This window comes from Bradyrhizobium liaoningense (genome assembly GCF_018130825.1).
GTDB classification, from domain to species: Bacteria; Pseudomonadota; Alphaproteobacteria; order Rhizobiales; family Xanthobacteraceae; genus Bradyrhizobium; species Bradyrhizobium liaoningense_B.
Genome location: NZ_JAFCJS010000001.1, coordinates 943,673 through 968,039, shown reverse-complemented (window position 1 = coordinate 968,039; position 24,367 = coordinate 943,673). Strand labels below are relative to the sequence as shown.

Genomic DNA, 24,367 nt, shown 5'->3' with positions numbered 1-24,367 from the left:
CCGGGGCGAAATGACGAACAGCAGGAATATTCGAGGTATGGCGGCAGTGCCGGCGCAGGGGGCTTCGCGTCCCGTGGACGGCTGCGGTCCCGGCGGCGTTCAATCTTACGATGGGCGCCTGTATCGAGAGGCAATGGCAAGGAATACGTCGCCCCAGGATTACAATCGGGATTTCGATCGGCGCGGCGGCCAACCTGAGCCGCAGGAATGGGACGAGGCCGACTGGGATCCGGATCAGGAAGCGGCGGCGGGCCATCGGGCGCGCCGGCTGTTGTCGCGTTCCAATTCGGGCCTCCATCGCTTTGGTGACGGATTCGGGTCGCTGCCCCGCTGGCTGGGCGGCGGTCGCTGGCTGAAGCGGCTGGCCGTCGTCGTCGGCGCGCTCATCGTCATCTTCGTCGGTTGTTTCGGCGCGCTGTGGTGGCGGCTCGGCGCCGGCCCCATCAATCTCGACATCGCGACGCCCTGGCTTGCCGCCGCCATCGAGGACAATATCGGCCACGGCAACACGGTCGAGGTCGGCGGCACCCAGATCGAGCGCGCCGGGCGGGTCCGTATCGCCGTGCGCATCCGCGACATCATCGTGCGCGACCGCGACCATGCCATCGTCGCCAGCGCCCCGAAGGCCGAGGTGAGGCTGTCGGGCGCCGGCCTGCTGATGGGGCATTTGCGCGCGGAAAGCCTCAATCTCGTCGATGCCGAGCTCGCGATCCGCATCGCACCCGACGGCACCGTCACGGTCTCGGCCGGCGACACCGCAAAACCGCTGGCAACCGGCGTTGCCTCCAAGAAGGATGCGGGCCTGCCGCCGACGTTTCCGCGCAACGGCGTTCCGCCGCCGCCATTCGCCACGGCGCCGGCGGGCCAGGATCCATCTCAAGCCGCATCGCAAGGCGCGCCTCAGGCGAGCGCACAGAGCGGGATCCTCCAGGGCCTCGACTGGCTCGACAGTCTGAGCATGACCGGCCTCGACGGTCAGAATCTCAACGAGATCGGTCTGAAGAACGGCAATCTGATCGTCGACGATCAGCAGCGTGGCAGCAAATGGAGCTTTGAGAACATCACGCTCAGCCTGCGCCGGCCGAGCCACGGCGGCGTCGCGCTCAGCCTCGGCGAGGAGGGCGCGCGGCCCTGGATGCTGCGCGCCACGATCGGTCCCGCCGAGAATGGCGTGCGCTCGGTCGACATCAAGGCCGACAAGGTCTCGACCTCCAACATCCTCCTCGCGCTGCGGGTGAAGGATCTCACCTATACCGCCGATTTGCCGCTGACCGGCGAGCTCAAGGGCGAGCTCGGCCGCGACGGTGTGCCGACCTTCTTCCGCGGCAAGATCGCGGTCGGCGCGGGCAACATCATCGACACCGACACGCCCGACTATCCGATGGCGATCGATTCCGCCGAGATCAACGTCGAATGGGACGCCAACCGGCGGGTGCTGGTGGCACCCTTCAAGATCCTCTCCGGCGCCAACCGCCTGACGCTTCTGGCCCATGTCGAGCCGCCCAACGGCAACATCAACGACTGGCAGCTCGGCTTCAGCGGCGGATCGATCCTTCTTGGCGGTATCGACAACGAGCCGCCGCTCGTCTTCAACCGCATCGCGATCGGCTTCCGCTTCGACACCGACCACAAGCGCCTGTTGCTGACGCAGGCCGATGTCTCCAACGGCGAGATCGGCGTCGCCGGCACCGGCGCCATCGACTATTCGGGCGAGCCGCGGCTCACGCTTGGCTTTGCGGGAACGCCGATGTCGGCCTCCGCGCTCAAGCGGATGTGGCCGACGCTGATCGTCCCCGAATTGCGTGAATGGGTGATCGAACGGATCGAGCGCGGCACGCTGCAGCGCATCGAGATCGGCATCAACTCGCCGGTCAAGAACCTTCCACGCAAGGGACCGCCGATCCCCGACGACGGCCTGTCGGTCAACATCGTCGCGAGCGGCGTCGCAGTCCGCCCGGTGGACGGCATGCCTGTCGTGCGCGATGCCGACCTCAAGGCGCGCGTGACCGGACGCACGGCGACGGTGAATATCGGGCAGGGCATTGCCGACACGCCGGCCGGTCGCAAGATCACGATCTCCGACTTCACCTTCGAGGTGCCCGACATGGCGCCCAAGCCGTCGCCCTCGCGCACCAGGTTCCGCGTCGACGGTCCGGTGCCTGCGGCGGCCGAAATGCTCTCGAACGATCGACTGAGCGATCTGTCGGCCACCGTGGTCGATCCCAACACCAGCAAGGGTACGTTCTCGGCGAGCATCCAGCTCGGCATGCCGGTCAAGGGCGAATTGACCAAGGCCGACACGACCTACGCCGTGACCGCCGATCTCAATGGCTTTGCCGCCGACAAGCTGGTGATGAACCAGAAGCTCGAGGCCAACAATCTGAAGATCGCCGCCAATAACCAGGGCTACCAGGTCAAGGGCGACGTCAAGATCAACGGGCAGGCCGCCTCGCTCGACTATCGCAAGCAGGCCGAGGGCGATGCCGACGTCAGATTGCAGGCGACGCTGGACGATGCGAGCCGCGCGCGCCTCGGCTTCGATCTCAGCCCCGCCGTCAGCGGCTCGCTGCCAATCAAGCTGTCGGGCAAGATCGCGAGCAGCGCGGACCAGACGACCAAGCTCGGCGTCGAGGCCGACCTGACCTCGGTCAAGCTCGACAATATCCTGCCCGGCTGGGTCAAGCTGCCGGGCAAGTCCGGCAAGGCCAGCTTCAAGGTGGTGCCGACGGCGCAGTCGACCCGCTTCGAGGACATCGTCATCGAAGGCGGCGGCGCCTCGATCAAGGGCTCGCTCGAGGTCGATCCGAATGGCGATCTCCTGAACGCGAACTTCCCGACCTATGCGCCGTCCGACGGTGACAAGGCGTCGTTGAAGGTCGAACGCAGCCAGGATGGCGTGGTGCGCGGCACCATGCGCGGCGACGTGTTCGACGGCCGCGGCTTCCTGAAGTCGGCGATCTCAGGCAATTCCAAGGACGACAAGAGCAAGCTGAAGAACATCGATTTCGACATCGACGTGAAGCTCGGCGCGGTCGCCGGGTTCAACGGCGAGGCGATGCGCAGCGTCGATGCCAAGATGTCCAAGCGCAGCGGCGCCATCAAGGCTTTCACGCTGAGCGGCAAGATCGGCCGCGACACGCCCGTTGCGGCTGATCTGCGCGGCGGCCGTGCCCAGGGCAATCGCGAGGTGATCTACCTCCAGACCAACGATGCCGGCGCGCTGCTGCGCTTCACCGACACCTACACCAAGGCGGTCGGCGGTCAGATGGTGGTGGCGATGGAGCCGCCGACGTCGGAGCCGAACACCTCGCGCGAGGGCCTCATCAACGTGCGCGACTTCACCGTGAAGGGCGAGGCGCAGCTCGAGCGCGTCGCCGCGGGCGCGCCCAACGGCACCGGCAACGGCGTCTCCTTCAGTGCGCTCCGCGCCGAGTTCACCCGGCAGAACGGCGCGCTCACGATCCGCGACGGCGTGGTCAAGGGCCCGATGATCGGCGCCACCATCGAAGGCTCGATCGACTATCCCGGCAACCAGGTGTGCATGAGCGGCACCTTCGTGCCGATGTACGGCGTCAACAACATCTTCGGCCAGATTCCGCTGTTCGGCATCTTCCTCGGCGGCGGCAACAATGAGGGCCTGATCGGCGTCACCTATGAGGTTGTCGGCACGCCGGCCGCGCCCGTGATGCGCGTCAATCCGATCTCGGCGATGGCGCCCGGCCTGTTCCGCAAGATCTTCGAGTTCAACACCGGCAAGCAGAACTCGCCGTTCGAGGAATTCCCGTCGCAGTCCAGCGACGGCTCGACCGGCTCGACGCGTCAGCTGTCGAGCGGCTGTAACCTCGCGCGGCGATAGAAGCGGGGGACGTTGTAGTTCGTCCCCTACGCCGCGCGCACACCCTTCAGGAACGTCCCGACTTCGCCGGAGAGCTGCTCGGCCTGCTTGGAGAGGTTGGAGGCGGCGGCGAGCACCATGCCGGCGGCGTTGCCGGTCTCGTTGGCGGCGGTCGAGACGCCGCCAATATTGGTGGTGACCTCCTTGGTCGCCTCCGCGGTCTGCGAGACGCTGCGGGCGATCTCGGCGGTGGCGGCGCCTTGCTCCTCGATGGCCGCGCCGATCGAGGTGGCGATCCGGCTGACCTCCTCGATGGTGGCGGTGATGCCGCCGATGGCGTCGACGGCCTCCTTGGTCGCGCCCTGGATCTGCGCGATCTTGTCGCCGATCTCGCGGGTGGCTTCCGCAGTCTGGCTCGCCAGCGACTTCACCTCGGAAGCGACGACGGCAAAGCCGCGGCCGGCTTCACCGGCACGCGCGGCCTCGATGGTGGCGTTGAGCGCGAGCAGGTTGGTCTGAGCTGCGATGCTGGAGATCAGCTCGGCGACGTGCTCGATCTGCTGGGCGCCGTCCGAGAGCGCGCGCACGATGGTGTCGGTGCGCCGCGCGCTGTCGACGGCGCGCCCCGTCACTTCGGCCGATTGCGCGACCTGGCGGCTGATCTCGGTGATGGAGGAGGAGAGCTCCTCGGCGGCGGCGGCGACGGTCTGGACGCGCTGGCTGGCCTCATTGGCGGCCGAGCCGACCACGGCGGCGCGGCGGTTGGTGCCTTCGGCGGTCGAGGACATCGACTTGGCGGTGGTCTCGAGCTCGCCGGAGCCGGAGGCCATCAGGCCGACGAGCTGGCCGACGGAGGCATCGAAGCGGTCGGCAAGCGCGATCAGGGCCTCGCGCTTCTCCTGCTCGCTGCGGGATTTGGCGGCAACCTGCTCGGCTTCGAGCGTGCGGGCCGTCAGCGCGGTCTGGCGCAGGACTTCGAGCGTCTCGGCCATGCGGCCGATCTCGTCGCCGCGGTCGGTCTCCTCGACCGGCTTGTCGATGGCGCCTTCGGAGATCGCCTGCATGCGGTTCTTCTGGCGGTCGAGCGCGCCGAGCACGTCGCGGGCGATCAGCCAGGACAGTGTCGCCATCAGCAGCATCAGGCCGACGCCGATCGCGGCTAGCTCCAGCGTCAGCGCACGCACGTCGGCGTCGATGTCGTCGACATAGAGGCCGTAGGCAATTGCGACGTTCCAGGGCGCAAAGTAGCGGGCGAACACCAGCTTGCGAACCGGAACGGTCTCGCCCGGACGCGGGAAAAGATAGGACAGGATGGCGCCTTCGGGAGCTTGCCTCGCCGTGTTGACGGTGGCATCGCCGATCACGATGCCATTGGCATCCTTGATGCCGTTGTTCTTGCCCTCGAGCTGAGGCGCGCCGCCGTTCATCATGACGGTTGAATCGGCGGTGTAGACGACGGGGTAGCCCTGGCCGCCGCCAAACTTCATCTGCCGTCCGCGCAGCTTGAACTGGGCCTGCGCGTCGGCGAGCGTCATCTTGCCGGCCGCGACCTCGTCATGGAGCGATTGCGCAAAGCCGTGCAGCAGATCGACCGCCGTCTGCATCTGGCGCGCGCGATCGTCGAGCATGCGGGTCTTGCTGAGATAGGCGGATGCCACGATGAGCGCGGTGACCGTGAGCGCCGCGAGACAGACCATGCTGGCGAGCTTGGTGCGGATCTTCAGGTGACTGAGCAGCGTCATGACGGCCTCGGGAACGGTTGTAGAATGCTTGTTCTCGCGCAGCCGTATCAGGAAGTTCTTACCATTCCTGAACGCAGGGGATGGCGTGTTCGAGCGCACCGCAATCCGCGCAGCCATGGACACGCATATGCAGGCGAGACGCCAACGCCTGCGGCGACGTGTCCGGAAAAATATGGATTGTGATCGTGTTTGCGCGCTCGAGCGCTGGCATCAATCGATGCATCGATTCGTCGATGCATCGTCGTGTTCGAGCCACGGATGTCGCGCGGCTCACGCCGCGCGCACGCCCTTCAGGAACGTTCCGACTTCGCCGGTGAGCTGCTCGGCCTGCTTGGAAAGGTTGCTAGCTGCGGCGAGCACCATGCCGGCGGCGTTGCCGGTCTCGTTGGCGGCGGTCGAGACGCCGCCGATATTGGTCGTGACCTCCTTGGTCGCCTCCGCCGTCTGCGAGACGCTGCGGGCGATCTCGGCGGTGGCGGCGCCTTGCTCCTCGATGGCCGCGCCGATCGAGGTGGCGATGCGGCTGACCTCCTCGATGGTGGCGGTGATGCCGCCGATGGCGTCGACGGCCTCCTTGGTGGCGCCCTGGATCTGCGCGATCTTGTCGCCGATCTCGCGGGTGGCTTCCGCAGTCTGGCTCGCCAGCGACTTCACCTCGGAGGCGACGACGGCAAAGCCGCGGCCGGCTTCACCGGCACGCGCGGCCTCGATGGTGGCGTTGAGCGCGAGCAGGTTGGTCTGAGCTGCGATGCTGGAGATCAGCTCGGCGACGTGCTCGATCTGCTGGGCGCCGTCCGAGAGCGCGCGCACGATGGTGTCGGTGCGGCGCGCGCTGTCGACGGCGCGCCCCGTCACTTCGGCGGACTGCGCGACCTGGCGGCTGATCTCGGTGATGGAGGAGGAGAGTTCTTCCGCGGCGGAGGCCACGGTCTGGACGCGCTGGCTGGCTTCGGTGGCGGCCGAGCCGACCACGGCGGCGCGGCGGTTGGTGCCTTCGGCGGTCGACGACATCGACTTGGCGGTGGTCTCGAGCTCGCCGGAGCCGGAGGCCATCAGGCCGACGAGCTGGCCGACGGAGGCATCGAAGCGGTCGGCAAGCGCAATCAGGGCCTCGCGCTTCTCCTGCTCGTTGCGGGACTTGGCGGCGACCTGCTCGGCCTCCAGCGTGCGAGCCGTCAGCGCGGTTTGTCTGAGCACCTCAAGCGTCTCTGCCATGCGGCCGATCTCGTCGCCGCGGTCGGTCTCTTCGACCGGCTTGTCGATGGCGCCTTCGGAAATCGCCTGCATGCGGTTCTTCTGGCGGTCGAGCGCGCCGAGCACGTCACGGGCGATCAGCCAGGACAGCGTCGCCATCAGCAGCATCAGGCCGACGCCGATCGCAGCGAGCTCCAGCGTCAGCGCGCGCACGTCGGCGTCGATGTCGTCGACGTAAAGGCCGTAGCTGATCGTCACGTTCCAGGGGACGAATTTGCGCGTGAACACGGTCTTGCGCACGGGCTCGGTCTGGCCGGGGCGGGGATAGAGATAGGAGGCCACGCCGCCCTGCGCATTCTGATTGGCCGCGTTGAGGATGGCGTCGGCGATGAGAACGCCGTTGGAGTCGGTCGCGCCGGTGATCTTGCCTTCAAGCTGCTGGTTGGCGCCGTTCACGAACAGCGAGGTGTCGGGATTGTAGACGACGGGGTAGCCTTGCCCGCCGTTGAAGCTCATGCGGCGGCCGCGCTGGTGGAACTGGGCCTTGGCCTCGGCCTGCGTCAGCTTGCCGGCGGCAACCTCGTCCTGGAGCGATTGTGCGTAGTTGTAGAGCAGCTCCACCGCGGTCCGCATCTGCTGGACGCGGTCCTCCATCATGCGGCTCTTGCTGAGCACGGTCGATACGCCGATGATGGCCGTCACCGTGAGCGCCGCGAGGCAGACCATGCTGGCGAGCTTGGTGCGGATCTTCAGATGGCTGAGCAGCTTCATCGCGGCCTCTACAAATGGTTGTTATTGCTCGCGTCGGTAGCATGAAGTTCTTACCAATCATGAATGGACGCGTGCGGCGCGCTGCCGCGCGCAACACCTTTCGCAGCCCGATGCACAATTCTGCAGGCAAATCGCCGCGTTTCGGCGTCTGCCGATGCGGACTGTCCGGGAAAATCGATGTTGGATTCTGGTAGCTACGGAGCAGGGCAGGACCGGCAATGAATCGATTCGTTCATCGCATCATCATGTCCGCGCTGCTGGTCGCGGCCCTCGTTCTGATCTGGAACGTGCTGGGGGCGCGTTGATGCGGCACCGGCGAATCCGCCGGTGCCGCGTTGCTTGCGAAGTGATCCGGGGGGCGCCTCAGCGCCGGGCGAACGCGCCGCCGGCTGCGCCGCTCTCCTTGCCCATCGCGGCATCGACGCTGATCGGACCGCCGCCGGCGGCCGACAGGTAGAGGCAGGCGAAGCAGAACAGGATCGCTGCGGTGCCGCCATTGAGCAGCGGCAGGAACACCGGCGCATCGCCCTTGAACATGTGACCCATGAAGTAGGCGAAGGCCATTTCACCCGAGAGGATGAAAGCGGCGAGGCGCGAGAACAGGCCGATCATCAACAGCCCGCCAACCACCAGCTCGATCGTCCCGGCCGCGCCGTAGAGTGACATCAGTTCGACTTTTGCGAACATCGGCACAGGCGGGAACTTGAACAGCTTTGCGATGCCGTACTGGAACAGCAAGAGGCCGGTGATGAAGCGAAACAGGCTCAGAAGAACCGGTTGAAAGCGAGAGAGAAAAGAAAAGTCCATTGGTTTTGCCCTCCATCCAATCTAGCGACTTGGACCGCATTCGGTTCCTCCTCGCAAGCCACCCAGGATAAATTCCGCGCTGACATTTTTGTCATGTCGGACATAACACCGCAGGCTGGGGTTTCAGCCGCGTGCAGCCCGTATTTTTTGCGCGTATTCGCACCAGTCCCGTCCGTAATTTTCCGGTGGCGCGAATGCGATCAGGTTACCCCTGAGATACCTATCGGCGCAAGGCGGGCACAATCAGGAATGGAATCATTCCGAGGACGACGCTCGCAAGTGCGAAGGCGAGCAGTGCGTTGTAGCCGTGGGTCGCGTCGTGGATCAGGCCGCCGCTCCAGGAGCCGAATGCCGAGCCGAGCCCACTGCCGATCGAGATCGTGCCGTAGATGGTGCCGACGCGCTTGCCCTGGAAGATCCGCATCGCGGTCGCGCTGATCAGCGGGCCGCGCGAGCCCATCATGCTGCCGAAGCAGACGACGAAGCCGGTGAGCAACAGAATGTTCGGCGAATATTGCAGCAGCCAGAGCAGGACGATACCGAGGATCGAGATGGCGTAGCTCAGCAGCACGGACGGCCGCCGTCCGATCAGCCCATCGAGCGCGGAGACGCCGAGCATCCCGAACACCAGCACGACGCCGGAGAAGCCCCAGGCGGTCGCGGCCTGGAGCGGCGGAAAGCCGGCATCGATCAGATAGGCCACGATCTGGGCTGCGATCGCATACATGCCGACGGCGGTGAAGAAGAAGGTCGAGAACAGCGCCCAGAAGGCGTGGTGACGCATCGCGCCGAGAAGCGTCCAGCCGTTGTCGACGAAATCAGGATCGGTCCTCTTCACGACATGCGGCGAGCCCGCGGCGAACAGCCGCCACGGCAAGAGCAGGAGCGGTACCAGCAGGCCCAATGCGGCGAAGCCGAACAGTTGGTAGGTGTCGCGCCAGCCGATGTGATCGATCAGCAGTTGCGAGGCCGGCAGCAGCGCCAGCACGCCGCCGCCCATCGCCGAATACACCACCGACATCGCGGTCGGCAGGCGCGGCCCGAACCAGCGGCCGAGCAGGATCGAGTTCGGCACGATGCCGATGAAGGCGATGCCGATGCCGACGCAGAGGCCGATCGAGAGCTGGAATTGCCACAGATGCTGCGCGTGCGCGGCGATCAGGAAGGCGGCGCCGAGCAGCAGCAGGCCGAGTGCATAGACGATGCGCGGTCCGGAATGATCGAACAGGCGTCCGACGAAGGGGGCGGTGAGGCCGCTCGCGAGCCAGGTGAGCGAATAGACCGAGACGATCTGCGCGCGGTCCCAGCCAAAGCTTTCCGAGATCGGCTTCAGGAACACCGTGAAGCTGTCGCCGAGCCCGCGGCCCAGCACGGCCAGCGTGAAGCAGAGCGCAAGCACGGTGAGCGCGATGCGCACGGCGCCTTGCGGTGTCGCCGCAAGGCCGTCCTTGTTCGTCTCCCTGGGCGTGTTCTGGTCCATTGCCCGTCAGGGAGCGCGCATCGACGCGCCCTGACAAGCATCAAAAGCTCATACGCCTATGCAGGCTTGATCAGGACGTGCTTCTTCTTGCCGAAGGACAGCTTGACCACGCCTTCCGGCGTCAGATTGGCCACTGACAGCGCCATCTTCTCGTCGGTGACGGGCGCATCGTTGACGCGAAGGCCGCCGCCCTTGATCTGGCGCCTCGCTTCGCCATTGGAGGCAACCAGGCCCGCCTTGACGAAGGCGTTGAGCACGCCGAGCCCTGCGTCGAGTTCGCCGCGCGGAATTTCCACGGTCGGGAGACTCTCTGCGAGCGCGCCTTCCTCGAAAGTGCGGCGCGCGGTTTCGGCTGCTTCGTTTGCTGCGTCGCGGCCGTGCAGCAGCGCGGTCGCCTCGGTCGCGAGCACCTTCTTGGCCTCGTTGATCTCGGAGCCGCCGAGCGCCTCGAGCTTCTTGATCTCAGCGATCGGCAGCGTCGTGAACAGTTTCAGGAACTTGCCGACGTCGGCATCCTCGGTGTTGCGCCAGTACTGCCAGAAATCATAAGGCGAGAACTGGTCGGCGTTGAGCCAGACCGCGCCTTGCGCGGTCTTGCCCATCTTGGCGCCCGACGCCGTCGTCAGCAGCGGCGTCGTCAGCGCGAACAGCTGATGGGTGCCCATGCGGCGACCGAGATCGACGCCCATGATGATGTTGCCCCACTGGTCGGAGCCGCCCATCTGCAACTTGCAGCCGGTACGCTTGGCGAGCTCGACGAAGTCGTAGGCCTGGCAGACCATGTAGTTGAACTCGATGAAGCTCATCTCCTGCTCGCGCTCGAGACGCAGGCGCACGGAGTCCATGGTCAGCATGCGGTTGACCGAGAAGTGCCGGCCGACGTCGCGCAGCATCTCGATCCAGTTCAGCTTGGTCAGCCACTCTGCATTGTCGAGCATGATGGCGTCGCTCTTGCCTTCGCCATAGCGCAGCACCTTCGCGAACACGCCGCGGATCGATTCCTTGTTGGCCTCGATCTCGGCGACGGTGCGCATCGCGCGCGTCTCGTCCTTGCCGGAGGGATCGCCGACCATGGTGGTGCCGCCGCCCATCAGCGTGATCGGCTTGTTGCCGGACTGCTGCAGCCAGTGCAGCATCATCATGGTCAGGTAATTGCCGATGTGCAGCGAGCGGGCGGTGCAATCGTAGCCGACATAGGCGGTCGCCTCGCCCTTGGCGGCGAGCGCATCCAGCCCCTCGAAATCGGAGCATTGATGGATGAATCCACGTTCCTGCAGGGTGTTGAGGAAATCCGATTTAAATGCAGTCATCTGTCGGCGTGCCTGACAATTCTTGGTTTACTGTTTTGGGAGCAATTTAAGGGTCTTTAGTGGGAACTCGGTTGCTGCCCGCCACTTGGCGCTGTGGCATTATAAGATGTGTCCCTCTGGCACAAGATCGGCATGCCGGAGGGGGGCTGTTGAGGACGCTGATCCATGATGTTGACGGCACTCGGTTTGATGAGCGGCACCTCGCTGGACGGGGTGGACGTCGCGCTGATCGAAACCGACGGGAAGCAGGTGAAGGCGTTCGGGCCGTCCGGCTACCGACCCTATAGCCCGGCCGAGCGTAACCTGCTGCGCCTGGCACTCTCCGAGGCGGTACACCTGTCGCAGCGCGATGCCCGGCCCGGCGTTCTGGCCGAGGCCGAGCGCGCGGTGACGCTGGCCCATGCCGAGGCGGTCGCCGCCTTCGTTGCCCAGAACCGGATGAGGCCGGAGGACATCGACATCGTCGGTTTCCATGGCCAGACCGTGCTGCATCGCCCCGAGAAGCGGCTGACGGTACAGATCGGCGATGCGCCGGCGCTCGCCAGGGTGATTCATATTCCTGTCATGCACGACTTCCGCGCCGCTGACGTCGAGGCCGGCGGGCAGGGCGCGCCGCTCGTACCCGTCTACCACCGGGCGCTGGCCAATTCGCTGGAGCGCGAGGGTCCGATCGTCGTGGTCAATATCGGCGGCGTCTCCAACATCACCTATATCGACGGCAACGACACGCTGATCGCCTGCGACACCGGGCCGGGCAACGCGCTGCTCGACGACTTCATGTACCGCACCATGAACCAGGCCTTCGACGCGGAGGGCAAGTTTGCAGCGCTGGGCAAGGCGGATGAAGGCTGGATCGCTCGTGCGCTGGAATTGCCGTTCTTCGCGAGCCCGCCGCCGAAATCGCTCGACCGCAATGACTTTACCGCGCTCAAGCTCGGCGACGTGGCGCCGGCCGACGGCGCGGCCACACTCACGGCCTTCACCGCTGCTGCGATCGCCCGGGTCATTCCGCTGCTGCCGCGCCGGCCCCGGAGCTGGATCATCTGCGGCGGCGGCGCCCGCAACCTCACCATGCTGCGCATGCTTAGGGACCGCGTGGGCTCGGCCACGGTCGAGGCCGCCGAGACCCTCGGCTGGGCCTCCGATGCCATCGAGGCGCAGGCCTTCGGCTTCCTCGCCGCGCGTGGCCTGAAAGGCCTGCCGCTGTCCTATCCGGCGACCACGGGCGTACCGATGCCGATGACCGGCGGGGTGATCGCGCGGCCTTGAGGCGAGGCGGGTTGATGCAGGTGCATGGATCTTGACGGGTGAATGCAGATGCATCTATATTGGATGCAGTTGCATCGAACCGCCGGGATCGCCGCCATGACCGCTTCACTGAAACTGATCAGCCACAAGCTTTGTCCTTACGTACAGCGTGCCGTGATCGCGCTGAAAGAGAAGGGCGTGCCGTTCGAGCGGGTCGACATCGATCTCGCCAACAAACCCGACTGGTTTCTCAAGCTGTCGCCGCTCGGCAAGGTGCCGGTGCTGGTGGTGACGACGGAGCAGGGCGACGTCGCGCTGTTCGAGAGCAACGTGATCTGCGAGTACATCGAGGAGACGCAAGCCGGTGCGAAGCTGCATCCGGCGGACGCCCTAAAGCGCGCCGAGCACCGCGCCTGGATGGAGTTTGGCTCGGCGATCCTCGGCGATCTCTGGGGACTGGAGACGACGACCGATCCGGCGACGTTCGACAGCAAGCGCCAGGCGCTTGCGGCGAAATTTGCGCGTGTCGAAGCGGCGCTTGGCGCGGGGCCTTATTTTGCAGGCGAGGTGTTCAGCCTGGTCGATGCCGTGTTCGCGCCGATCTTCCGCTATTTCGACCTGTTCGACGAGCTGACCGAGCACGGCATCTTCCGCGATGTGCCGAAGGTGCGGGCGTGGCGGACAGCGCTCGCGATACGCCCGAGCGTGAGCACCGCGGTCGGCGCGGACTATCCGCAATTGCTGCGCGCCTTCCTCGTTCGCCACGACGCGCATCTGCTCAAGCTCGCGGCCTGAGCGTACGTCATGTCGCAATCCTTGGCCTGGCTGATGCTGGTGGTCGCCGGCGCGCTCGATGTCGGCTGGGCGATCTCGATGAAATACGCTGAGGGCTACACGCGCGTAGGCTGGAGCATCGTCTCGCTGGTGTTGCTCGCCGCCTTCGTCTTCCTGCTCGGGCGGGCGCTGAAGGAGCTCGAGGTCGGCGTCGCCTATTCGGTGTGGACCGGCATTGGAGCTGCCGGCACCTTCGTCATGGGCGTCGTGCTGTTCGGCGAGACCTTGAGCGCGATGAAGCTTGCCGGCATCGCGCTCGTCTTGATGGGAATCGTCGCACTGAAGCTGGCTTAGCGCACGTTCGCCAAGCGCATGTCCAGATACGCCGTGATGGTTTCCATCAGCGGCTCGAGCTTGGCGTCGAAGAAGTGGTTGGCGCCGGGGATGACCTGCTGGTCGATCACGATGCCCTTCTGCGTCTTCAGCTTCTCGACCAGCGTGTTGACGTCCTTTGGCGGCACCACCGCGTCCTTCTCGCCATGCACGATGAGCCCAGAGGACGGGCAGGGCGCGAGGAACGAGAAGTCGTAGAGGTTGGCCGGCGGCGCGATCGAAATAAAACCCTCGACCTCGGGACGGCGCATCAGGAGCTGCATGCCGATCCAGGCGCCGAAGGAGAAGCCGGCGACCCAGCAGGCGCGCGCTTCGGGATTGATGGTCTGCGCCCAGTCGAGCGCGGCCGCCGCATCCGACAATTCACCGGTGCCGTGGTCGAACGAGCCCTGGCTGCGACCGACGCCGCGGAAATTGAAGCGCAGCACCGAGAAGCCGCGATGGGCGAAGGCGTAGTAGCACTGGTACACGATCTGATGGTTCATCGTGCCGTGGAACTGCGGATGCGGATGCAGGATCATCGCGATCGGCGCGTTTTTCTGCTTGGCCGGGTGATAGCGGCCTTCGAGACGGCCGGCGGGGCCGGCGAAAATGACTTCAGGCATCGATGGTCTCTTGATTGATGTGCTGGAGCGAGGATCCTCGGCAATCAACCGATTGTGGCTTCATCGGCGGATGCCGACGAAAGCGCGAATGAAGGGTGAGAAGGCGTGCGCCTCGCGGTGATGCGCAAACGGCGCGCGGTGACTTGACGGCCGCGTTCTAACATGGGCCGAGGGGCAAAAAGCAAGCATCTTCGACATCTCTCAATGTGCTCAAGACCTTAGCGGGTCATTCCGGTGTCACGTGCCGGCTCGCTCGCCGCTGCCTGGCGCGTATGCTGTGCCGTAACCAATTGAAACAACGACGTTTTATCGGTTGATGGCGCGGGAATGATTCACGCAGGGGCGGTGCGGCCTCCGAGCGCGGCGACCGAGGGGCGGTAGCGGCGGCTGCCGCCAAGCGTCTGCCCGTTGTCGAATGTGAGCTCGAAGTCTCCTGACGGCTTGAACTCCACACCGCTCACCCGGCCCAGATTGGCAAGCCTGGTTCGGTGAACGCGCACGATGGCGAAGCGGGCCAGATCGCTTTCGGTCGCCGCAAGCGTGCCGCGGATCAGGTGCTGCGTTCCGTCGGCGAGGCTGTATTCGATGTAGTTGCCGGCAGAGGCGACCCACAGGATGTCGCGAGGGGCGACGCGAATGCGGCTTGTACCGTCCCGAAGCCAGATCAGATCGGGGGAGGGTTGCTCCGGCGGAGCGCCCTGCATGGATGTGGCCGCGAGTGCGGCCTTCCTGAACTCGCGCCGGCTTTCGATCAGCCATAGCGTGGCGCCAAGCAGGAAAGCGGTCACGGCATCCTTGCGGAACTCGTACAGGACCGTCGCGAGCGAGAAATGGAAGTCGTAGGCACTTCCCGCGAGCCAGAGCGCCAGTTTCCGGATCCACACCATGCCGGCGATGTGGATGGCGGAGAAGCCGAGCAGGGCGATCGCCCCGATTCCAGCACGCGCTACCAGGCTTGGTGTCTGCCGCATGCGCCGGACGGCCAAAATCAGGATTGGCACCAGCAGCAGGATGACGATGATGCTCGACAGTTCCCAGAACAGCCGCCGGCCGACATCGGAGCGGTCGCCGCGCCAGGCGGCGTCCTGCGCGCCGGAGAGCGCATTGACGATGCCAATGGCGAGCGCAACCGCCGCGATCGCTCCGAACATCGTCCAGTCGCCACGACTGATCACGCCGCGCCAACCGCTCGTCCCAGCGGCCGACGCCTCGTCCCCGCGCGCCCGGTCCTGATCCCAAGCCGTCTCGACGCGCTCCGTATCAGGAGCATTTTGGCTCTCAGCCATGGCCCGAAAACCGGGTTTGTCGTGCCGTCAGGGAGCAGAGAACCATGTCAACACCGCAGCAATTTGCAGCCCAGGAACGACGCATCGATCTGGATTGGGTGCGGATTTTAGCCTTCGGGCTCCTGATCTTCTACCATGTCGGCATGCTCTACGTGTCCTGGGGATTTCACATCAAGAGCGTGCATCGGCTGGTCTGGCTCGAGCCGGTGATGCTGCTCCTCAATCCCTGGCGGCTGTCACTGCTGTTCCTGGTCTCCGGCGTCGCCAGCCGCTTCATGCTGGGAAAGTACCAGCTCGCGGCCTTCGCCCGCGCTCGATCGGCGCGGCTCTTGATCCCGCTGGCCTTCAGCATGCTCGTGATCGTGCCGCCGCAGTCCTATCTCCAGATCGTCGAGAGCCTCGGCTACCCCCAAAGTTCTTATCTCCAAGGTTTTGCCGATTTCTACGTCCAGCACTACCTGGCGTTCAGCGCGCAGTTCTGCCCAGCTCCCTGCATCGTGCAGCCGACCTGGAACCACCTTTGGTTCGTGGTCTATCTCTGGGTTTACACAATGGCCTTGGCTGGCGTGCTGGCGTTGTGGCCGGCTGGCGCAGACTGGGTTGGTGAGAGGCTCGGGCGCGTGCTCGCCGGACCGCGGCTGCTGGTGCTGCCGTGTCTGCTGTTCGCAGCCTGGCGGCTGTTTCTGTTCCCGACCTTTCCGTCGACGCATGCGCTGTTCGGCGATTGGTACAACCATGCGGACTATGCGACCGCGTTCCTGATCGGCTTCCTGCTTGCGCGCCAGGAAAGTGTCTGGCGCGATATCGAGCGTCAGCGCTGGGTGGCGCTGGCAATGGCGGTCGCTTGCTTTGCCGCCTTCATCCTCGTTTATGCCGGCTTGTTTCCGCGGTCGCCGATGCTGAGATGGTTCGCTGGCTTGGTCTATGGCTGTTACCAATGGGCCGCGATGGCCGCTGTGCTCGGCTTTGCGCGGCGCCATTTGATGACGGCAGACGGTCCCGTGCGCCGCTATCTCACCGATGCGATCTTTCCCTATTACATCGTGCATCAGACCGCGATCATTGTGATCGCGCACGCGCTGCGGGGCAGCGGCCTGTCGGCCGGAAGCGAGGCCGCCCTGGTGATATCGGGCACCGCGCTCACTTGTATCGTCACCTACGAGGTCGCGCGGCGGATCGCATGGCTGCGGCCGCTGTTCGGGCTGCGGATGGAGGCCCGATCGTCGGGCAGGATCGCGCAGCGGCAACCGGCCTGATGCGCGCCGGGGGCCGATTGGCGCGAAGGCAAAAGGTGCTAAGAGGGCGCCATGCCGAGCCGCGTTTATCTCGATTGGAATGCGACCACGCCGCTGCGCCCCGAGGCGCGGGCTGCGATGATCGCGGCGTATGATCTCGTCGGCAATCCATCCTCGGTGCATGCTGAAGGGCGGGAGGCGCGGCGGCTGGTCGAGGACGCCCGCGCCGCGCTCGCGGCTGCGGTCGGTGGGGTGCCGCGCAATGTCGTCTTCACCTCCGCTGGAACCGAGGCCAATGCGCTGGCGCTGTCGCCCGGACTGCGGGGACCGGCCGGTCGTCCCGTCGAGCGGCTGCTGGTCTCTGCCGTTGAGCACGCCTCGGTGCTGTCAGGCGGCCGGTTCCCCGCGGACAGGATTGGCCAGATTCAGGTTACGCGCGCCGGCGTGGTCGACCTCGACCATCTGAAGTCGCAGCTCATGAACGGACCGCCTGCGCTGGTCTCGATCATGGCGGCCAACAATGAGACCGGCGCGCTCCAGCCGGTCGCCGAGGCGGCACGGATCGTTCACGAGGCGGGCGGGCTCCTGCACGTCGATGCGATCCAGGCGCTCGGCAAAATCACGTTTAATATTAACCAGGTAGGCGCGGACCTTGCGACCTTTTCTGCGCACAAGATCGGCGGCCCCAAGGGCGTCGGCGCGCTGGTCGTGGCGGAGGGGATTGCGGGACTGGAGCCGTTGCTGCGAGGGGGCGGGCAGGAGTTCAGCCGCCGCGCCGGAACCGAGAATGTCGCGGGTATCGCCGGCTTCGGCGCTGCCGTGAAGGCCGCGCTTCAGGCTCTGCCGGAGGATGCGGAGCGGATGGCAACCCTCAGAGATCGCTTGGAAAACGGCATCGGGGCGATCGCCGGGGCGACGGTTTTCTCGGGCGACGTGGCGCGGTTGCCGAATACCACTTTGTTCACCGCGACCGGTCTCAAGGCCGAGACCGCCGTGATCGGCTTCGACCTCGAAGGGGTCGCGGTGTCCTCCGGCTCGGCCTGCTCCTCGGGCAAGGTCCAGCCGTCCCACGTGCTGTCGGCCATGGGGTACGACCCCGCGACGGCGCAGGGAGCAGTGCGCCTCAGTCTGGGCTGGTCCACGGAACCCGAGGATATCAATAGGGCGTTAGAGGCTTGGCGAAAGCTCGGTAATACCCTACTTAAGGGATAAGGTGACGAAACACTGCTTGAACGGTTCTAAGCACGTGCTTTCCGCCCAGAAACATCGTAATACTCGTCCGAGTTTGATCCACCGCGGTCCTTGAAACCGCGAGCGGAGGATGGAATGCCAGCCGTACAAGAGACGGTCGAGCGCGTGAAGCGCATCGACGTCGACCAGTATCGTTATGGGTTTGAGACCCTGATCGACTCCGAGAAGGCCCCCAAGGGGCTGTCGGAAGAGATCGTAAAATTCATCTCGCAGAAAAAGAACGAACCCGCCTGGATGCTCCAGTGGCGGCTCGAGGCGTATCGCCGTTGGCTGACCATGACCGAGCCGACCTGGGCCCGCGTCGACTATCCCAAGATCGACTTCCAGGATCTCTATTACTACGCGGCGCCGAAGCCGAAAAAGTCGGTCACCTCGCTCGATGAGATCGATCCGGAGATCCTGAAGACCTACGAGAAGCTCGGCATCCCCTTGCGGGAAGTCGCCATGCTCGAAGGCGTCGAGCCGAAGCCGGGCGAGGAAGATCCGGCGCGCCGCAAGATCGCGGTCGATGCCGTCTTCGATTCGGTCTCGGTTGCGACCACGTTCAAGGCCGAGCTGAAGAAGGCCGGCGTGATCTTCATGCCGATCTCGGAGGCGATCCGCGAGCACCCTGAGCTGGTGCAGAAGTATCTGGGCTCGGTGGTTCCGACCTCGGACAATTTCTATGCGACGCTGAACTCGGCGGTGTTCTCCGACGGCTCGTTCGTCTACGTGCCGCCGGGCGTGCGCTGTCCGATGGAGCTGTCGACCTATTTCCGCATCAACGAGCGCAACACCGGCCAGTTCGAGCGTACGCTGATCATCGCCGACAAGGGCTCCTACGTCTCCTATCTCGAAGGCTGCACCGCGCCGCAGCGCGACGAGAATCAGCTGCACGCCGCCGTGGTCGAGCTCGTTGCACTCGATGACGCCGAGATCAAATATTCGACGGTGCAGAACTGGTACCCGGGCAATTCGGAAGGCAAGGGCGGCATCTACAATTTCGTTACCAAGCGTGGCGACTGCCGCGGCGCCAACTCCAAGATCTCCTGGACCCAGGTCGAGACCGGTTCAGCGATCACCTGGAAATATCCGAGCTGCATTCTCCGCGGCGACAACTCGCGCGGCGAGTTCTACTCGATCGCGATCTCGAACGGCTTCCAGCAGGTCGATAGCGGCACCAAGATGATCCATCTCGGCAAGAACACGTCGAGCCGCATCATCTCCAAGGGCATCGCCGCCGGCAAGTCACAGAACACCTATCGCGGTCTCGTCACCGCGCACCGGAAAGCCACCGGCGCGCGCAATTTCACCGCCTGTGACTCGCTGCTGATCGGCGACAAATGCGGCGCGCACACCGTGCCGTACATCGAGGCCAAGAACTCGTCCGCGACGTTCGAGCACGAGGCGACGACCTCGAAGATCTCCGAGGACGTGCTGTTCTACTGCATCCAGCGCGGCCTCAGCCAGGAAGAAGCTGTCGGCCTCGTCGTCAACGGCTTCGTCAAGGACGTGCTGCAGCAACTGCCGATGGAATTCGCGGTGGAAGCGCAGAAGCTGATCTCGATCTCGCTTGAAGGGTCGGTCGGCTGATCGCTGGCCCTCGCGGCGCGCTCCGGCGCTCCAACATCAATTGAATAGACTGGATACCAAGATGGCTTTGCTTGAAGTGAAAGACCTGAAGGTTCGTGTCGAGGAGCGTGAGATCCTCCACGGGCTGACGCTGACCGTAAACGAGGGCGAGGTGCACGCGATCATGGGGCCGAACGGCTCCGGCAAGTCGACGCTCTCGCACGTCATCGCCGGCAAGCCCGGCTATGAGGTCACCGATGGCCAGATCCTGTTCAAGGGTGAGGACCTCCTGGAGATGGACCCGGACGAGCGCGCCGCCAAGGGCGTGTTCCTTGCGTTCCAGTATCCGGTCGAGATTCCCGGCGTCGCCACCATGACCTTCCTGCGCACCGCGCTGAACGCGCAGCGCAAGGCGCGCGGCGAGAGCGAATATTCGACGCCGGACTTCCTGAAGAAGGTCCGCGAAGTCTCGAAGTCGCTGAACATCCCGCAGGACATGCTCAAGCGCGGCGTCAATGTCGGCTTCTCCGGCGGCGAGAAGAAGCGCAACGAGGTGCTGCAGATGGCGCTGTTCGAGCCCAGCCTGTGCATCCTCGACGAGATGGATTCCGGCCTCGACATCGACGCGCTGCGCATTGCAGCCGACGGCGTCAACGCGCTGCGCTCGCCGGGGCGCGCGATGGTCGTCATCACCCACTATCAGCGGCTGCTGAACTACATCGTGCCTGATTTTGTGCACGTGATGTCGAAGGGCCGCGTCGTGAAGAGCGGCGGCAAGGATCTGGCGCTGGAGCTGGAAGCGTCCGGCTACGCCCAGTTCGAGGATGCCGCGTAAGGAATTTTGCGATGAACGTTGCAGTGGCAAAGACCGGGAACGGCCGCGCGGTGAGCGATCTCTTCGCCAGCGCTGAAGGCCGCCTGCCGGGTTCGCCGGCCGTGGCAGCAGTGCGCCGCGAGGCGTTCGAGACCTATGAGCGTCTCGGCCTGCCGCACCGCCGGATCGAGGAATGGAAATACACCGATCTGCGCGCGCTGGTCGGCGAGGTGTTGCCGCTGGCAGCCAGCCCCGATGCGGCCGCGCTGAAGCGCGCCGCGGAGACCGTGAAGGCGCATGCGATCGCGGGCGCCCGCAAGCTGGTGCTGGTCGACGGCGTGTTCGTGGCCGATCTGTCTGACCTGAAGGCGCTCGCGTCCGAGGTCAGCGTCAAGACGCTGCGCGAGGTCCTGGCGAACGAGGCCAATCCCGCCGCTGGCGATCTCCTCCAGACTGCGTCGACCGATGCGGTCATCTCGCTCAATGCGGCCATGGCGACCGACGGCGTCGTGGTCTCGGTGGCTGACGGCACCCATTTGTCCGCGCCGATCCAGGTCATCCATGTTGCGACCGCGGCTGGTGCGTCCGCCTTCACCCGCTCGCATCTGCGGATTGGCAAAGGGGTGCGTGCCACTGTCGTAGAGAGCTTCGTCGCAGCCGGAAAGGCCGGCGGCTATCAGGTCAACGACGCGGTGGTCCTCTGGGTCGGTGACGACGCCGATATCGCGCATATCCGCCTGATGGACGATGCGCCCGACGCGGTGAACGTCTCGTCGCAATTCGTCACCGTCGGCGCCAATGTGAAGCTCAACTTCTTCAACATGACGACCGGTGCGGCGGTCAGTCGCCTGCAAGGCTTCATTATGCTCTCGGGCGAGGGCAGCGAGCTCTTGGCCAACGGCGTCAACCTGCTGCAGAAGACCGAGCATGGCGACACCACGCTGGTCGTCGACCACGCCGTGCCGAACTGCGTCAGCCGCGAGGTCTTCCGCGCCGTGATCGACGATCGCGCCCGTTCGGTGTTCCAGGGCCGCATCATCGTCCGCCCCGACGCGCAGAAGACCGACGGCAAGATGATGACGCGTGCGCTGCTGCTCTCGGACGAGGCCGAGGCCGACAACAAGCCCGAGCTGGAAATCTTTGCCGACGACGTCTCCTGCGGCCACGGCGCCACCGCCGGCGCGCTGGACGACAGCCTCTTGTTCTATCTGAAGGCGCGCGGCCTGCCGGAGAAGCAGGCCCAGGCGCTGCTGATCCAGGCCTTCGTGGGCGAGGCGATCGAGCAGATCGCCGATGACGGTTTGCGCGAGCACGTGATCGGCATCGCCGAGCGCTGGCTGGAGCGTCGGTCATGAGCACGCATCCGGCAGTCAAGAACGGCGCCTATGACGTTGCGCGCGTGCGCCAGGACTTTCCGGCGCTCGCCATGCAGGTCTACGGCAAGAAGCTGGTCTATCTCGACAACGCAGCCTCGGCGCAGAAGCCGAGCGCCGTGCTCGAGCGCATGACGCAGGCTTATCAGTCCGAATACGCCAACGTACACCGCGGCCTGCATTACCTCGCGAACGCTGCGACCGAGGCCTATGAAGGCGGCCGCACCAAGGTGGCGCAGTTCATCAACGCTTCGCGCACCGAGGAAGTGATCTTCACCCGCAACGCGACCGAGGCGATCAATCTGGTGGCCTCGTCCTGGGGCGGGCCGAATATCAAGGACGGCGACGAGATCGTCATCTCGATCATGGAGCACCACTCCAACATCGTGCCGTGGCATTTCCTCAGGGAGCGCCAGGGTGCGGTGATCAAGTGGGCGCCGGTCGACGACGAGGGCAATTTTCTCATCGACGAATTCGAGAAGCTGCTGACATCGAAGACCAAGCTGGTCGCGATCACGCAGATGTCGAACGCGCTCGGCACCATCGTGCCGGTCAAGGACGTCGTCAAAATCGCCCATGCCCGCGGCATCCCCGTGCTGGTCGACGGCAGCCAGGGCGCGGTGCATCTGCCAGTCGACGTCCAGGACATCGGCTGCGACTTCTACGTCTTCACCGGCCACAAGGTTTATGGTCCGACCGGCATCGGCGTGCTCTGGGCCAAGTACGACCACCTCGTCGCGATGCGCCCCTTCAACGGCGGCGGCGAGATGATCCGCGAGGTCTCGCGCGAGGTCGTCACCTATGGCGATCCCCCGCACAAATTCGAGGCGGGCACGCCCGCGATCGTCGAGGCGGTCGGCCTTGGTGCCGCGATCGACTACGTCAATTCGATCGGCAAGGAGCGCATCGCAGCGCACGAGCACGATCTCACCACCTATGCCCAGGATCGCTTGCGCGAGATCAACTCGCTGCGGCTGATCGGCACGGCGCGCGGCAAGGGCCCGGTGATCTCCTTCGAGCTCAAGGGCGCCCATGCCCACGACGTCGCCACCGTGATCGACCGCCAGGGCATCGCGGTGCGCGCCGGCACGCATTGCGTGATGCCGCTTTTAGAGCGGTTCAACGTGACCGCGACGTGCCGGGCTTCGTTCGGCATGTATAATACGCGGGAAGAAGTCGATCATCTGGCACAGGCGCTGCTGAAGGCGCGGGATTTGTTCGCATGAGTGACACGGCCGAAATCAAAGCCAATCCGATGGAGACCCATTCGGCGTTGCCGCCGGAGGAGACCGAGCGGCTGACCCGCGAGATCATCGCCGGACTCAAGACCGTGTTCGACCCGGAAATCCCCGCCGACATCTACGAGCTTGGCCTGATCTACAAGGTCGAGATCAAGGACGACCGCTCCGTCGATGTCCAGATGACGCTGACGACGCCGAACTGTCCGGCCGCCGGCGAGCTGCCGACCATGGTCGAGAACGCGGTCGCCAGCGTCCCCGGCGTCGGCGTGGTCGACGTCAAGGTGGTCTGGGAACCGCCGTGGTCGCCCGAGCGCATGAGCGACGAGGCCCGCCTCGTGCTCAACATGTGGTGACGGTCTCAACGCGCATTGAATTCGTTCTGGAACGGACCACATAGATAACATGACCCAGGCAACACCAGCATCCTCACCAAAACCCCGGCGGCCGCGCCCGCAGGTGATGCGGCTGACGGATGCCGCCGCCCAGCGCATCACCGAGCTGACCCAACGTGCGGACTCGGAGATCGTGGGCTTGCGCGTCGGCGTGAAGAACGGCGGCTGCGCCGGTCAGTCCTACACGGTCGAATACGCCCACGAGATCCGCCCGACCGACGAGGTCGTCGAGGACAAGGGCGTCAAGATCCTGGTCGATCCCAAGGCCGTGCTGTTCCTGCTCGGCACCGAGATGGACTACAAGGCCGACAAGATGCAGGCCCAGTTCGTCTTCAACAATCCCAACCAGGTCTCCGCCTGCGGCTGCGGCGAGTCGGTCGAGCTGCGGCCGGCCAAGATCGACGGGTAGTTTCTTCCCAATACCTCGTGTCCCGGACGCGCTGCAGCGCCCTTGCGCTGCTGCGCAGAGCCGGGACCCACGCTATAGTCATCGGTGCAAAGGCTGGGCCCCGGCTCAGCAGCGCACCGTTGCACGCTGCGCTGCGTCCGGGGCACGAGAGAGCGTGCCCATGGACCGCGAATTCCTGATCGACCTGTTCGCCGATTTCGGCCCCGTCACCATCCGAAAGATGTTCTCCGGCTACGGCATCTCCGCCGACGGCACCAACTTTGCTCTGTCTCTACGTGCCGGCCTGTTCTTGCGCGCCGACGAGGTGACCATCCCGGACTTCGAGGCCGAAGGCTCAAAGCCGTTCCAGTATTCGACCCGCGCCAAGACCGTGGTGGTCAACTCCTACTGGGAACTGCCCGCGCGCCTGTTCGACGATTCTGCCGAGCTGGCACAATGGGCGAGGGCGGCGCTGGCCGCCGCGCAGCGCGCCACGGTGACGAAGCGGCCGAAGGCGAAGAAGGCTGCGGCGAAGAAGCCTGCGAAGAAGGTCGCGCCAAAGAAAGCCGCAGCGAAGAAGCGGTCGGCCCACAAGGCAGCCAAGAAGACGGTGCGGTAGGGTGGGCAAAGCGGCTCGTCCGCCGGAGCTCGCAGAGCGAAGGCGGAAGCGTGCCCAC

At 65.2% G+C, this 24,367-nt stretch carries 20 protein-coding genes; 13 read left to right on the top strand and 7 right to left on the bottom strand.

The genetic code is table 11. From position 1 onward, the window contains the following. Positions 1-37: 37 nt before the first annotated feature. On the top strand, positions 38-3,856 hold the full coding sequence (locus JQ603_RS04675; protein ID WP_212336892.1) for a YhdP family protein: 3,819 nt from the start codon (positions 38-40) through the stop codon (positions 3,854-3,856). Positions 3,857-3,882: 26 nt separating this feature from the next. On the opposite strand, the gene JQ603_RS04670 is transcribed toward JQ603_RS04675, so the two are convergent. From JQ603_RS04670 to tyrS, 5 genes are all read right to left on the bottom strand, one after another. Then, positions 3,883-5,577, bottom strand: coding sequence for a methyl-accepting chemotaxis protein (locus JQ603_RS04670; RefSeq protein ID WP_212336891.1), 1,695 nt, complete (start codon positions 5,575-5,577; stop codon positions 3,883-3,885). A gap of 270 nt (positions 5,578-5,847) precedes the next feature. After that, positions 5,848-7,542: a methyl-accepting chemotaxis protein gene (locus JQ603_RS04665; RefSeq protein WP_212336890.1), complete on the bottom strand. Its 1,695-nt coding sequence runs from the start codon at positions 7,540-7,542 to the stop codon at positions 5,848-5,850. Between the two features lie 363 nt (positions 7,543-7,905). Beyond that, on the bottom strand, positions 7,906-8,349 hold the full coding sequence (locus tag JQ603_RS04660; RefSeq protein ID WP_212336889.1) for a DoxX family protein: 444 nt from the start codon (positions 8,347-8,349) through the stop codon (positions 7,906-7,908). Positions 8,350-8,569: 220 nt separating this feature from the next. Continuing rightward, entirely contained in the window at positions 8,570-9,829 is a 1,260-nt protein-coding gene (locus JQ603_RS04655; protein ID WP_212336888.1) for an MFS transporter, read from the bottom strand. A 56-nt stretch (positions 9,830-9,885) separates the two neighbouring features. Further along, a complete protein-coding gene (tyrS, locus tag JQ603_RS04650) occupies positions 9,886-11,139 on the bottom strand; it encodes a tyrosine--tRNA ligase (RefSeq protein WP_212336887.1) in 1,254 nt (417 codons plus the stop codon). A gap of 165 nt (positions 11,140-11,304) precedes the next feature. Here tyrS and JQ603_RS04645 point away from each other — a divergent pair, with 165 nt between their 5' ends. The 3 genes from JQ603_RS04645 to JQ603_RS04635 all read left to right on the top strand — a co-directional run bounded on the left by JQ603_RS04645 (position 11,305) and on the right by JQ603_RS04635 (position 13,515). Further along, a complete protein-coding gene (locus JQ603_RS04645) occupies positions 11,305-12,408 on the top strand; it encodes an anhydro-N-acetylmuramic acid kinase (RefSeq protein ID WP_212336886.1) in 1,104 nt (367 codons plus the stop codon). Between the two features lie 96 nt (positions 12,409-12,504). Further along, entirely contained in the window at positions 12,505-13,182 is a 678-nt protein-coding gene (locus tag JQ603_RS04640) for a glutathione S-transferase family protein (protein ID WP_212336885.1), read from the top strand. A gap of 9 nt (positions 13,183-13,191) precedes the next feature. Then, a complete protein-coding gene (locus JQ603_RS04635) occupies positions 13,192-13,515 on the top strand; it encodes a DMT family transporter (protein ID WP_212336884.1) in 324 nt (107 codons plus the stop codon). Here the strand turns inward: JQ603_RS04635 and JQ603_RS04630 are convergent. Together JQ603_RS04630 and JQ603_RS04625 are read right to left on the bottom strand one after the other, a co-directional pair. Then, a complete protein-coding gene (locus tag JQ603_RS04630; RefSeq protein WP_008143006.1) occupies positions 13,512-14,159 on the bottom strand; it encodes an alpha/beta hydrolase in 648 nt (215 codons plus the stop codon). The genes JQ603_RS04635 and JQ603_RS04630 overlap by 4 nt on opposite strands. 332 nt (positions 14,160-14,491) lie before the next feature. Next, a complete protein-coding gene (locus JQ603_RS04625; RefSeq protein ID WP_212336883.1) occupies positions 14,492-15,445 on the bottom strand; it encodes a LytTR family DNA-binding domain-containing protein in 954 nt (317 codons plus the stop codon). A 44-nt stretch (positions 15,446-15,489) separates the two neighbouring features. Between JQ603_RS04625 and JQ603_RS04620 the strand changes: the two genes are divergently transcribed. The 9 genes from JQ603_RS04620 to JQ603_RS04580 all read left to right on the top strand — a co-directional run bounded on the left by JQ603_RS04620 (position 15,490) and on the right by JQ603_RS04580 (position 24,309). Continuing rightward, the gene (locus JQ603_RS04620) at positions 15,490-16,701 is read left to right on the top strand and encodes an acyltransferase family protein (RefSeq protein WP_212336882.1); all 1,212 of its coding nucleotides are present in this window, start codon (positions 15,490-15,492) and stop codon (positions 16,699-16,701) included. 51 nt (positions 16,702-16,752) lie between these two features. Further along, a complete protein-coding gene (locus JQ603_RS04615) occupies positions 16,753-17,892 on the top strand; it encodes a cysteine desulfurase family protein (RefSeq protein ID WP_212336881.1) in 1,140 nt (379 codons plus the stop codon). A gap of 114 nt (positions 17,893-18,006) precedes the next feature. Next, positions 18,007-19,503 carry a Fe-S cluster assembly protein SufB gene (gene sufB / locus JQ603_RS04610; RefSeq protein ID WP_212336880.1) on the top strand — a complete coding sequence of 499 codons (1,497 nt, stop codon included), beginning with the start codon at positions 18,007-18,009 and terminating at the stop codon, positions 19,501-19,503. Positions 19,504-19,564: 61 nt separating this feature from the next. Continuing rightward, the gene (gene sufC, locus JQ603_RS04605) at positions 19,565-20,317 is read left to right on the top strand and encodes a Fe-S cluster assembly ATPase SufC (RefSeq protein ID WP_018641709.1); all 753 of its coding nucleotides are present in this window, start codon (positions 19,565-19,567) and stop codon (positions 20,315-20,317) included. Between the two features lie 11 nt (positions 20,318-20,328). Beyond that, a complete protein-coding gene (sufD, locus tag JQ603_RS04600; protein ID WP_212336879.1) occupies positions 20,329-21,651 on the top strand; it encodes a Fe-S cluster assembly protein SufD in 1,323 nt (440 codons plus the stop codon). Continuing rightward, positions 21,648-22,895, top strand: a complete 1,248-nt coding sequence (locus JQ603_RS04595; RefSeq protein WP_212336877.1) for a cysteine desulfurase — start codon at positions 21,648-21,650, stop codon at positions 22,893-22,895. The genes sufD and JQ603_RS04595 overlap by 4 nt, the downstream gene beginning before the upstream one ends. After that, positions 22,892-23,263 carry an SUF system Fe-S cluster assembly protein gene (locus tag JQ603_RS04590; protein WP_018641712.1) on the top strand — a complete coding sequence of 124 codons (372 nt, stop codon included), beginning with the start codon at positions 22,892-22,894 and terminating at the stop codon, positions 23,261-23,263. The genes JQ603_RS04595 and JQ603_RS04590 overlap by 4 nt, the downstream gene beginning before the upstream one ends. A gap of 49 nt (positions 23,264-23,312) precedes the next feature. Beyond that, complete coding sequence (locus JQ603_RS04585; RefSeq protein WP_026311794.1) at positions 23,313-23,711, top strand: HesB/IscA family protein; 399 nt, start codon at positions 23,313-23,315, stop codon at positions 23,709-23,711. A gap of 160 nt (positions 23,712-23,871) precedes the next feature. Then, positions 23,872-24,309, top strand: coding sequence for a TfoX/Sxy family protein (locus JQ603_RS04580; protein WP_212336875.1), 438 nt, complete (start codon positions 23,872-23,874; stop codon positions 24,307-24,309). Positions 24,310-24,367 lie beyond the last annotated feature (58 nt).

Excerpts from the sequence above, each read along its gene's own strand:
- JQ603_RS04655 (WP_212336888.1), bottom strand. The coding sequence starts at position 9,829 with ATGGACCAGAACACGCCCAGGGAGACGAACAAGGACGGCCTTGCGGCG.
- JQ603_RS04675 (WP_212336892.1), top strand. The coding sequence starts at position 38 with ATGGCGGCAGTGCCGGCGCAGGGGGCTTCGCGTCCCGTGGACGGCTGC.
- sufD (WP_212336879.1), top strand. The coding sequence starts at position 20,329 with ATGAACGTTGCAGTGGCAAAGACCGGGAACGGCCGCGCGGTGAGCGAT.
- JQ603_RS04670 (WP_212336891.1), bottom strand. The coding sequence starts at position 5,577 with ATGACGCTGCTCAGTCACCTGAAGATCCGCACCAAGCTCGCCAGCATG.
- sufB (WP_212336880.1), top strand. The coding sequence starts at position 18,007 with ATGCCAGCCGTACAAGAGACGGTCGAGCGCGTGAAGCGCATCGACGTC.
- JQ603_RS04615 (WP_212336881.1), top strand. The coding sequence starts at position 16,753 with ATGCCGAGCCGCGTTTATCTCGATTGGAATGCGACCACGCCGCTGCGC.
- sufC (WP_018641709.1), top strand. The coding sequence starts at position 19,565 with ATGGCTTTGCTTGAAGTGAAAGACCTGAAGGTTCGTGTCGAGGAGCGT.
- JQ603_RS04625 (WP_212336883.1), bottom strand. The coding sequence starts at position 15,445 with ATGGCTGAGAGCCAAAATGCTCCTGATACGGAGCGCGTCGAGACGGCT.
- JQ603_RS04635 (WP_212336884.1), top strand. The coding sequence starts at position 13,192 with ATGTCGCAATCCTTGGCCTGGCTGATGCTGGTGGTCGCCGGCGCGCTC.
- JQ603_RS04660 (WP_212336889.1), bottom strand. The coding sequence starts at position 8,349 with ATGGACTTTTCTTTTCTCTCTCGCTTTCAACCGGTTCTTCTGAGCCTG.
- JQ603_RS04640 (WP_212336885.1), top strand. The coding sequence starts at position 12,505 with ATGACCGCTTCACTGAAACTGATCAGCCACAAGCTTTGTCCTTACGTA.
- JQ603_RS04620 (WP_212336882.1), top strand. The coding sequence starts at position 15,490 with ATGTCAACACCGCAGCAATTTGCAGCCCAGGAACGACGCATCGATCTG.
- JQ603_RS04580 (WP_212336875.1), top strand. The coding sequence starts at position 23,872 with ATGGACCGCGAATTCCTGATCGACCTGTTCGCCGATTTCGGCCCCGTC.
- JQ603_RS04645 (WP_212336886.1), top strand. The coding sequence starts at position 11,305 with ATGATGTTGACGGCACTCGGTTTGATGAGCGGCACCTCGCTGGACGGG.
- JQ603_RS04590 (WP_018641712.1), top strand. The coding sequence starts at position 22,892 with ATGAGTGACACGGCCGAAATCAAAGCCAATCCGATGGAGACCCATTCG.
- JQ603_RS04630 (WP_008143006.1), bottom strand. The coding sequence starts at position 14,159 with ATGCCTGAAGTCATTTTCGCCGGCCCCGCCGGCCGTCTCGAAGGCCGC.
- JQ603_RS04595 (WP_212336877.1), top strand. The coding sequence starts at position 21,648 with ATGAGCACGCATCCGGCAGTCAAGAACGGCGCCTATGACGTTGCGCGC.
- JQ603_RS04585 (WP_026311794.1), top strand. The coding sequence starts at position 23,313 with ATGACCCAGGCAACACCAGCATCCTCACCAAAACCCCGGCGGCCGCGC.
- JQ603_RS04665 (WP_212336890.1), bottom strand. The coding sequence starts at position 7,542 with ATGAAGCTGCTCAGCCATCTGAAGATCCGCACCAAGCTCGCCAGCATG.
- tyrS (WP_212336887.1), bottom strand. The coding sequence starts at position 11,139 with ATGACTGCATTTAAATCGGATTTCCTCAACACCCTGCAGGAACGTGGA.